Annotated in this window: 8 protein-coding genes; all 8 read right to left on the bottom strand. The window is 47.8% G+C overall.

Annotated features, from left to right (window positions below; all coding sequences use genetic code 11):
- On the bottom strand, positions 1-1,285 hold a 1,285-nt coding region (nifN, locus tag QTO00_RS10515), incomplete at its 3' end, for a nitrogenase iron-molybdenum cofactor biosynthesis protein NifN (RefSeq protein ID WP_331424738.1).
- Positions 1,269-2,720, bottom strand: coding sequence for a nitrogenase iron-molybdenum cofactor biosynthesis protein NifE (nifE, locus tag QTO00_RS10510; protein WP_331424737.1), 1,452 nt, complete (start codon positions 2,718-2,720; stop codon positions 1,269-1,271). The genes nifN and nifE, both read right to left, overlap by 17 nt.
- Positions 2,721-2,978: 258 nt before the next feature.
- Complete coding sequence (locus tag QTO00_RS10505) at positions 2,979-3,260, bottom strand: hypothetical protein (RefSeq protein ID WP_331424736.1); 282 nt, start codon at positions 3,258-3,260, stop codon at positions 2,979-2,981.
- Positions 3,261-3,920 carry a NifB/NifX family molybdenum-iron cluster-binding protein gene (locus tag QTO00_RS10500; protein ID WP_331424735.1) on the bottom strand — a complete coding sequence of 220 codons (660 nt, stop codon included), beginning with the start codon at positions 3,918-3,920 and terminating at the stop codon, positions 3,261-3,263. It lies immediately after the preceding gene.
- 34 nt (positions 3,921-3,954) lie between these two features.
- The gene (nifT, locus tag QTO00_RS10495; protein WP_331424734.1) at positions 3,955-4,173 is read right to left on the bottom strand and encodes a putative nitrogen fixation protein NifT; all 219 of its coding nucleotides are present in this window, start codon (positions 4,171-4,173) and stop codon (positions 3,955-3,957) included.
- Positions 4,174-4,249: 76 nt separating this feature from the next.
- A complete protein-coding gene (nifK, locus tag QTO00_RS10490; RefSeq protein ID WP_331424733.1) occupies positions 4,250-5,821 on the bottom strand; it encodes a nitrogenase molybdenum-iron protein subunit beta in 1,572 nt (523 codons plus the stop codon).
- 85 nt (positions 5,822-5,906) lie between these two features.
- Positions 5,907-7,364 (bottom strand): nitrogenase molybdenum-iron protein alpha chain, encoded by a 1,458-nt coding sequence (gene nifD, locus QTO00_RS10485; protein WP_331424732.1) that lies wholly within the window; start codon positions 7,362-7,364, stop codon positions 5,907-5,909.
- A gap of 49 nt (positions 7,365-7,413) precedes the next feature.
- The coding region (gene nifH, locus QTO00_RS10480; RefSeq protein ID WP_443088917.1) for a nitrogenase iron protein at positions 7,414-8,360 on the bottom strand (947 nt) is incomplete at its 5' end.

The raw sequence follows: 8,360 nt of genomic DNA, 5'->3' as shown, positions 1-8,360 counted from the left end.
CCATCAGGCAGTTCGCGAGGGCAAACAGACGTTCTCGACTGCCTTCGTAACCAAACTGGCACACACTCATGTTGCCAAATCGGTCGTGACACGGATAACCTGCGCGCATTACTGGGATTTCTGGCTCACAGATGTGGGCTGCGTGGGTATTACTGATCACCACTGAGATACCACATTTACAAGGAACAAGCATCGACAGGTCACCAATAAAGATCTCGTCGATATTGAGGTGTTTCAGGCTTGGTGCTTCTATGGTAGTGACGGCTCTTGGAATGTTAGCGCCAACGCTATTAAGAAGCTTGGTATAACCGATAAGTAGATCCGGCTCTAGGCCGAGTACAACATTGGCATGGGTCAGCAAAAAATGCGTATCGAGCATGGCATCTTGCAATCGACCCCGCGCTCGATTGATCCATTGCGGCACTTCTTGCTCTGAAACCTGACTGAGAAACTGAATCAAATGATCGGCAGCATCTAACCCCATGGCTAAATCGGTATGAAATAGCGGTATGCCAAAGCGCTTCTCTAACCAGCGGGCGGTTGGACGCATAGATTCACCGACACAAATGGTAGCTATCGCATCAGACATCATCTCTATTTCATCAACGGAAGTACCACCAGTACTAAGCGGCGAAAAGTCATCATCTGCTAGATAACCATCTAATGAGATCGACAGATCTGGGACAAAAATCGGCTCTAAACTAAATGCCTCTAAATAACGTTTTAAAGTTTCAATATCTGCAGCCGTCATCGCAACTGAGCAGAGAACGTTAATCAGCTTGCGTTGCCTATTCAACCCGCTAGGCTCTTTGACCAACTGGCGTACAACACTATCTACCGCATGAGCAAATCCGCTTTGCATGCTACCGACAAAATCCGGAGTACTCATTTTGACGATTCTGGTGCCGTTGTGCTGTGGATGATTGCGCTTGAAGTCAGCTATCACGCGTACCACATCCGTCCCCTGCATCTCTGTTAAACCACTGGTCATCACACATATGAGCTCAGGGGCATGTTTTTCACACAATAAATCCAACGCTTGGGTTAGGTTTTCATCGCCACCCATTACCGCCGCAATCTGATCAATGGCGGTATTTTGCAACGGTATCGGTTCACGCAGGTGTTGAATCAAGTAAACCTTAGTAAACGCACCACAACCTTGAGAGCCGTGCATAAGGGGTAAACTTGCGTGAAAGCCAAGGCTCGCCAATGTCGCGCCCGTTGCTGGGCTGGTTTTAAGCGGCTGAGTCGTAAGTGGCGAATCGTTTTTATTCAGTTTGGCCATAGTGCTCTCCTTGCTCGATGGATATAGATGCGGTGTTTAGTTCACCGATAGGATTTGCGACAGATTCCCATGGTGGAAGGCTGTTAACTCCAGACCATATTGGGCTATTGATGGTGCGGCATAGCTCTTTCGCCAACTGGATCATACCCTTGTATCCGGCATAGGCATGCTCACGCTCTTGGTTGATGTCTAAGAAAGGGAGTTTGGCTTTAAGCGCGGTATACATGTTGCGCCCACCCGCAATCATTACGTCAGCGTCATGCTGATAATAAGTATCCAATAGCAGCCTCGCTCCGCCCTCATCGAGCATCAGCGCATCTTCACCCATAATTTCAGTAATGCGGTTTTTATCCGCTTGAGTCGATTTCTTAGTCCCTGTCGCAACGGTCTCAACCCTTAACTCTTTTAGCGCCGAGACAATCGACCACGACTTGACCCCTCCGGTATAGAGAAGCGCCTTTTTACCCGCCAGCTGTTTAATGTAAGGTTGAAGAGCAAGACGAGTAATCGCCTCTTCACGCGCAATGACCTGCTCAGTATGCACAATCAATTCTGGCTCACCAATTAGGCGAGCAAACTCTCTTAGCGCCAGGCTGGTATCTTGAATGCCGTAAAAACTGCCCTCAAACCAAGGCACACCCCACTTTTCTTGTAGCTTACGTGCAACGTTAATCTGTGCTCGCGAACAGACCACCATGGAGACATCAGCGCGGTGCATGGTTTGAATTTGATGGAACTGAGTATCACCCGCCATGCAGCACAACACTCTTAAGCCAAGCTCTTCAAACAGTGGTGATACATGCCAAAACTCACCAGCGATGTTGTACTCGCCAATCAATACTATGTCGTGAACTTTACGGCTTGGGTCATGGGCCATAACCGGTTTGGCTGGTGGCTCTGCACTGCCCACCACTTTGTTAACCATCACTTCTCCAGCAATGCGGTTGCCCAGGTTCTTATTGCCGTAGAACCCTGCTGCATCCACATTGATTACCGGAATGCCAAACCTTTGCTGCGCCAAAGCACATATCGCATCTACATCATTGCCTTCCATGGCAGGAACACAGGTCATATAGACAAACACCGCCGGGGGCTGATGAGTTTCTACTAGCTGTTTAATCGCGTGCAACAGGCGCTTTTCAGCGCGGCCCATCACCACATCTTGTTCGTTTAGGTCGGTAGTAAAACCCAAACGAAATAGATTCTTGCCACTGGCTCGGGTGCCTCGGTTGTTCCAACTGTTCCCCGCGCAACCAATTGGGCCATGAACTATGTGCCCAACGTCTGCAATGGGCAGTAAGCTGATCTGAGCACCATCAAAGGTACACCCACCCGCCGTTGCACCGGGAACCGGACGAGCACAGCCCTGCTTTTCCCCTTGGTTGTGCTCACATGCGGGTTCATCTTGAAGTAATTTGATCTCCGAACGCTTCATCCTATCTCCTACATCCGTTAAGCCGTGTTGTTTTCCCGGCAATAGATGAGTTATTGCAATAAAAAGACCATCAATTAAATCATTGATAAATAAAGGTTAACCTATTTAAAGCAATCTAAAAGAAGCACAATTGTCGTAAAGCGGACAAAGATAAAGCAAAGGGAGTGACAAACAAAAAAAGCTCTCCCCTGGCCATGGAGTGAACGCAAGGGAGAGAGGCGGCAGCCGCCATAAAAAGGGATAAATAGGGTCGACAGCTTAATCAGGTAGTGCGATAAGCAATCCTGTTGCGGCTTCAACCTCAAAGGTCAAATGACTGCAGCTATTGGGTGCACTCGCGACCAGATGAATATCCGCTTGCTCGAACTCCATATAAGGCTCTAGAATACCAAGTTCGTCTTGCAGACAAGTGGTGAGTCGCAGGTTAGGATAACGCTGCTGCAACTGATCAACGTCAGTCTGTTCTAACTCGTTTAGCTCACCGAGTTCATCAATCAATGTCGAAATGTCGCCTTGCATGTCATCTAGGTGAGTATCCATTTACACCTCCCCATCAAGTGCTTTCTGAATCCAAGGAGGCGGATTATTAGCAATCACTTTGCTCAACTCTGTCAGCACTTCGCTCGCATCAACAGGGTGAAGTTTTTTCACCGGATGAATATAGGCGCGGGTGACTTTAGCCGCCGCTGGACCACCAATAGAGAGGGTAAACAAGATCTGGCAACCTTTAATCAGACTAAGAATCACCTCGGTGCGTTGCTCACCTTTAAGGTCATCCCCAACGGGCAATACATCCACCAACTGGTAGCTACTGGCATTAACTTCATAGATCAGCACTCTTAGCGAAGTACCAAAATGTCCGTTGAGCAGTTGGTCTTGATTGGATGTTATCGCAACCCTCAGTTTCGGCCCTGACAATGGCACTTGATCAACTACCTTGGGCGCATTAAGAGAACCTAGGGTTTGGTTAGTCAACATCGCCAAAGCGGAGGTGACCTCTTTGCGCGATAGGCTGTTATCGAGCGCGGAGACAATCACACGAAACGACTTTGGCGAGATCATCTGCAATTTTTGCTCGGTAACAGGTGGCCCCAAGTGCTGAATCAGCGAACCTAACAACGCCTGGAGATCGATAGATGGCAACAGCTTGGAAGCCAATGCGATACGTAGTGCGGCGGTCTGAGAAATAGAGATATCCATATCGATTCCTCCTTAAATTGGTACAAAAGAGATACTATGCGGCCTGCAAGCGCTTAGCTCTCAGGGTAATAGGTAAGTGAGGCTTCGCCATGGGTTCGATAAAGTAAATCGCTCCGTTAGCAAGGTGAACCTCACCGCCCCACTGGTCTGCATTATCAAACTCAAAATGGGTCACTTTCTCTTCGAGATCTTTCTTCGGCAGGTAGAGAGACAACTCACCCGCTTCGTTGTACTGAATCATTACATTAGCCATGCGGTTTTCCTGTCATTGAAGTAAAAATAGCGACTGAGCTGGCACAACAAACTCTCCAACCCAGTCGCCTGTGGGATTAACGAACTAAATCAAAACCAAAATCAGTTTTTCCTAGTGTGCTCGTCTCACGGTCAAGTTTCGCCAGTACTTCATTAACCAAGGTGGTCAGAATGTACATACCGCCTTCATAGCCAAGGGTGGTTTGACGATGCAGATGGTGACGATCGAAGATTGGGAAACCGATGCGCACCAATGGCACCTCGAACTCTTCACCTTTTGCTTTGGTATCGCGCTCAATGAACTTGCCGTATGAGTTACCGATCATTAGATCCGGCTTGTCAGTCAGAACCAGTGAACGGAAGTGCCACAAGTCTTTACCAACATGAATCTCAGCTTTTTCACTGTATGGTGACTCGGCAATCAGAGCCTCCATCTTCTTGCGCCAACGCTTGTTACCATTGTGACAAAGGATATGTTTCACCTCACAACCAAGCTCACTTAGGAACTTAGTCATACCCAATAGGTAATCTGGGTCACCGTATAGCGAAATAGACACACCGTGTAGCCATGCGTGTGAGTCAGTCATCATATCTACCAAGCGGCCACGCTCTTTAGTGATTGACTCAGGGATTGGCTTACCTGACAGCTCAGACATCTTCATCACGAAGTTATCGGTCCAATCGAGACCCATAGGCATCTCAAGATCCGGCACCTCTTGTTTCCAAGTGCCTGAGATGTACTTCTTAGTCTTAATTAAATGTTGAGGCTGAAGAAGCACTGTCGCCTTCGCATTTGGCGCATCCTTGATCTCGTCAATCGGTGTACCACCAGCGTACATGCGATATTCACCATCAGCTGGGGTATCGAGTACTTCTGAAGGGTCACACAGCAGTGAGTAGTCGATGTCCATCTCTTCCATCATGCGACGGATTACTCGGTAGTTACCTAAATAGGTTTCAAAGCCCGGTACGATGTTGATTTTGCCGTTGCTGCCCACCTGCTTGTCTTCCATCTCACCACGAGTAAAGTAGCTTAGGAAGCCTTCAAACATATTGTCCCAACCCGTTAAGTGGCTGCCGACAAAACTTGGCGTGTTGGCATAAGGTGTAGGCAGATCTTCGGGGATATAACCGCCCGCTTTGGCGTTACCAGTAAACGCATTAAGGTCATCACCGATAACCTCAGCCATACAGGTAGTTGAAATTGCAACCACTTCAGGCTTGTACAAGGCAAACGCATTTTGCAGACCATAGAAGATATTGTCTTGTCCGCCGAATACCGCTGCGTCTTCGGTCATCGAGTCAGAAACACAGGCGACTGGCTCTTTAAAGTGACGGTTGAAATAAGTACGGAAATAGGCCACACACCCTTGAGAACCGTGAACGTAAGGCAGCGTCTTTTCAAACCCTAGAGCACACAATACTGCGCCCAATGGTTGACACGCCTTAGCTGGGTCAATGGTGATATGTTTACGGCTGAAGTTTAATTCTTTGTACTCCTCAGTCGTGGTCCATTCGAAGGTCTCTTTAACCTTTGCCGCGTCCACCGCATCTTCATACGTGGCGCGCTTGTTTTCGAACATCTCGCGATATTCCGGCTGTTTAAATAGATCGTAGCCGGTCTTGATATCATCAATCTTTTGGCTCATAAGTCTTCTCCTACCGTGTCACTAATCTGTGAACTCCGGTTCGGTTAACTACCGTGGTTGTATTCAACCACTCCATTCCTTTGGGTTAAGCGCTCTTAGCGAGAGCCACTTCTTCAGTCCATGGAGCCTTGATGGCATTCCAACATGGGTTGTTGATGGTGAGATCCATATCTCGAGCGAATATAGCGAAACCATCCACGCCGTGGTATGGGCCTGAGTAATCCCAGCTATGCATCTGACGGAACGGGAAGCCCATCTTCTGGAAGACATACTTCTCTTTAACACCAGAACCCACTAAGTCAGGGTTAAGCTTCTTGATAAAGGCTTCGAGTTCATACTCGGTCGCATCATCAAACAGCAAGGTTGAGTCTTTCACTTCAGGTGTGGTTTTGACGTAGTCATCGTTGTGGGCAAATTCATAACCCGCGCCGACGATTTCCATACCGAGATCTTCATACGCACCGATGATGTGACGAGGACGTAGACCACCGACATAAAGCACCACACTCTTACCTTCAAGACGTGGACGATACTTATCGATTACTGCTTGCCACTGCTCACGGTAACGTTTGATCACTTCTTCCGTTTGCGCCTTGATCTTGTCATCAAAGAACTCTGCAATCTTACGCATTGACTCTTCGATCTTAGTTGGACCAAACAGGTTGTACTCTACCCATGGCACACCGTTTTTCTCTTCCATGTGACGCACGATGTAGTTCATCGAACGGTAACAGTGAACGAGATTAAGCTTCACTTTTGGTGTGTTTTCCATCTCAGGTAAGGTACCGTCACCTGACCACTGAGCGACAACGTTTAGCCCCATATCTTCTAAGATGATTCGTGAAGACCAAGCATCACCACCGATGTTGTAGTCACCAATGATGGCCACATCGTAGTCTCCCGCTTCGAACTCTCTCTCATCTGATTTAGATAGCACATGGTCACGAATGGTATCGTTGGCAATGTGGTGACCAAGAGACTGAGAAACCCCACGGAAACCTTCACAGCGAACAGGAACGATAGTTTTACCTATCTCTTCGCCCTTGATCTTCGCTACAGCTTCAATATCGTCACCAATCAGGCCAACCGGACACTCAGATTGCACTGAGATACCTTTGTTAAGCGGGAACAGCATTTCTAGCTCATCAATCGCTGCGCTTAATTTTTTATCGCCACCAAATACGATGTCACGCTCTTGGAAATCGGTCGTGATATTAAGCGTGCCAAACGTATCGACACCTGTTGTACCTGTGTAGTAGTTACGACGACCAGCACGTGAATATTGACCACAGCCAACTGGACCATGAGAGATATGCAGCATATCTTTCACCGGCCCCCAGACCACCCCTTTTGAACCTGCATAAGCACAACCACGAACCGTCATAACACCAGGCAGTGATTTACGGTTAGAGGTGATACATTTACTGCCCGCCTCTTGATCATTCACCGCAAGGTGTTTGGCACGGTCAGCTTTGGCTACTTCAGGATAGACCTCTAGCACCTCATCAATCAGCGCTTGAGCTTCTTGTTTATTCATCGACATCTCTGCCTCCAAAACTAATTTCTAGTGAATAGGGATTGATGGGTAGCAGTTACGCGACCTCTGCCGCTGACTTACCGATAATAGATTCGTCTTCCACATCCATGATGCCGAATTCCATCAGTAGGTCTTCAAGCTCATCCATTGTTGCTGGCTCTGGAATTACGAACATTTCGTTAGCAATAACTTTTTGTGCTAGGGTGCGGTACTCATCAGCTTGGTTACAAGTTGGGTCATACTCGATCACTGTCATACGACGGATCTCAGCACGTTGAACGATGTTGTCACGAGGGACAAAGTGAATCATCTGTGTACCGATCTTCTCAGCAAGTGCGATGATCAGCTCATCTTCACGGTCAGTGTTTCGAGAGTTACAGATTAGGCCAGCTAAGCGAACGTTACCTGAGGTAGCGTACTTACAGATACCTTTAGAGATGTTGTTGGCTGCGTACATTGCCATCATCTCACCAGAAACAACGATGTAGATCTCTTCCGCTTTGTTTTCACGGATTGGCATTGCGAAACCACCACATACCACGTCACCCAGTACGTCGTAGAAAACAAAGTCTAGATCTTCTTCGTATGCACCCTCTTCTTCCAAGAAGTTGATCGCTGTGATTACACCACGACCTGCACAACCAACACCTGGCTCAGGACCGCCTGACTCAACACAGCGAACATCGCCGTAACCGACTTTTAGTACATCTTCTAGTTCGATATCTTCAACCGTACCCGCTTCAGCCGCCATTTCCATGATGGTGTTCTGCGCTTTAGAGTGAAGGATCAAGCGAGTTGAATCCGCTTTTGGGTCACAACCGATGATCATTACTTTCTTGCCCGCTTCAGCAAGTGCCGCTACAAGGTTTTGAGTTGTGGTTGATTTACCGATACCACCTTTACCGTAAATTGCACATTGACGAATTGCCATAATGGTTCCCTCCATAGGATGATTTGAAAACAATTCATAGAGGGTTTTGCGAAATGTACGCCAGACTAAAC

Origin of the sequence: Vibrio sp. M260118, from assembly GCF_036533755.1 — a bacterium.
GTDB lineage: Bacteria > Pseudomonadota > Gammaproteobacteria > Enterobacterales > Vibrionaceae > Vibrio.
Note: the sequence above shows the minus strand (reverse complement) of the source record. Positions and strands in the feature narration are given on the sequence as shown.